Origin of the sequence: Spiroplasma sp. ChiS (genome assembly GCF_002968355.1) — a bacterium.
In the GTDB taxonomy this organism is placed as follows: domain Bacteria; phylum Bacillota_I; class Bacilli_A; order Mycoplasmatales; family Mycoplasmataceae; genus Spiroplasma; species Spiroplasma citri.
The window spans coordinates 1-1,934 of record NZ_PUUH01000070.1; the positions used below are offsets into that span (position 1 = coordinate 1).

At 20.7% G+C, this 1,934-nt stretch carries 1 protein-coding gene and 1 pseudogene; one reads left to right on the top strand and one right to left on the bottom strand.

Features of this window, described 5'->3' with window-relative positions; all coding sequences use genetic code 4:
• Nucleotides 1–400: 400 nt before the first annotated feature.
• Nucleotides 401–784 carry a lipoprotein gene (locus C6B38_RS02805; protein WP_105298577.1) on the bottom strand — a complete coding sequence of 128 codons (384 nt, stop codon included), beginning with the start codon at nt 782–784 and terminating at the stop codon, nt 401–403.
• 120 nt (nt 785–904) lie between these two features.
• On the opposite strand from C6B38_RS02805, the pseudogene C6B38_RS02810 reads away from it, so the two are divergent.
• Nucleotides 905–1,874, top strand: a pseudogene (locus tag C6B38_RS02810) (IS30 family transposase).
• The last annotated feature ends 60 nt before the right edge of the window (nt 1,875–1,934 follow it).

The following is a 1,934-nucleotide window of genomic DNA, read 5'->3' on the forward strand; positions in this document are numbered from 1 at the left end:
TTATTTTTATAATTTTGAAAGAGTACATTATTTTTATAATTTTGAAAGAGTACATAAGTCTTTAAATTTTCAGACACCATTTAATTTTTTGAATAGTTTAAGTTTAATTAAATAATTTTAAATTATTAAGTTTTTGTGTTTAAACTAAATAAGTTTATTATATTTTAATTAATTAATATATTAAAATAATAATCATAAAATATGTTACTAAAATAATAAAATATGTATTTATTAATTAAAATTTAATAAATTATTTTTTAGTGTGTTTAATTTTATATTTTTTATTTATTTATTTTATGATATTTTTTTATTATAAATAAATATTTTTATTATTTTTGTTATTTTCTTGTAATCTTTAAAATGTGTGTGGTATACTACAATTAATATAAAAAAGGAATTGTTATTCAGTTCCTTTTTGTTCTTTTCAGTCAATAATTTCACCGGTGTTTTGATTGATTGTTGGTATTTGTGGTTCATTATTTAATTCTCATTTATATACAATATCACTAAAAAATCTAGTTCCATATTTTTCTGAACTATTAATTTTTTCTATTTTTCATAAATTAGAATCTTTATGTATTACAATATATCACCCAGTATTTCGTCACATATAATTATTTTCAATTAATTTTCAATTACTATCTTTTGGTGGTTGTTGTGATTTTTTTGTTGGTGTGTTTTTATCATTTTCATTATCATTTTCTTTTTTACAACTGATTAATGTTGTTGTGCTTGTTGCGGTTAATCCAATCGCTCCTATTATTATACTAAGTAATTTTTTCATATATATTGCTCCTTTTTATTTTTTTATATATAATTGATCTTATTACATATCAATTATATATCAATTATTTTTTATTAAATATTAATTTTATAAGTTAATGAAAGGTATATAAGTAGTGTTATGTATAGTCATTTGAGTTTTATGGATAAAGTTAAATTAGAACAATTATTATTATCAAAAATTTTTTTAAAAAAGAATGGTGAACAGAATATTTCTGCAATTGCTAAATGTTTGAATAGACATCGTAGTACTATTTTACGAGAAATTAAGCGTTTTAAAACTACTGATGAATATAGTGCTTATAAGTCAGATAAAATGTATTATGAGAAAAGAAAAAAGAATAATAAAAGATGTAAATTTATGGAAGAGCAGATTAATTTTATGAAAATTAGACTTAATAAATATCGTGATTCTCCGAGAGAATTTATTTATCGTTATTTTTTAAAATTTGGTGTTAAATTCCCGGTTTGTGTTAAAACATTGTATAAATGAATTCGTTTATGTTTTTATGGTTTTTTAAAACAGAATTTGCGACATCGTGGTAAAAAATATAAAAGAAAAAGGAAAATCTGATAATCGTGGTAAATTAACTGATTTTAGGTCAATTTGAGATATTGAAAATAAAGTTTCTAATGTTGGTTGATTAAAAATGGATACTGTTGTTGGAAAAAACCATCAATCTAGTTGTTTAGTTTTAGTAGAACAATCAAGTAAAAAATACTTTGCAATAAAATTAGAAAATCATACTGCTAGGGAAGTTGATAAAAAGTTTAAAGATATTGTTATAAACAATAATTTAATTGGAAAAATAAAAGGAATAATAACAGATAGAGGTAAAGAATTTAGTGAATGACAAGAAATGGAAATATTTGCTGAAACACAAGTATATTTTTGTGATGCTGGTAAACCTCGTCAAAAACCTCTAATTGAAAATATAAATGGTGAGTTTAGAAAATGATTTCCTCCTGGAACTGATTTTAATGTTAGTCAAAAACGAATTGATTGAGTAGTTAATAATGTAATAATTGAAAAACTCCAACCGTGTTTAAATTGAATAAGTGCTAAAGAAATGTTTTTGCAGAATATATAAACAATAAATATTTAAAAATGTACATTAACTCATAAAATATGTCATTAAAATAATAAATTA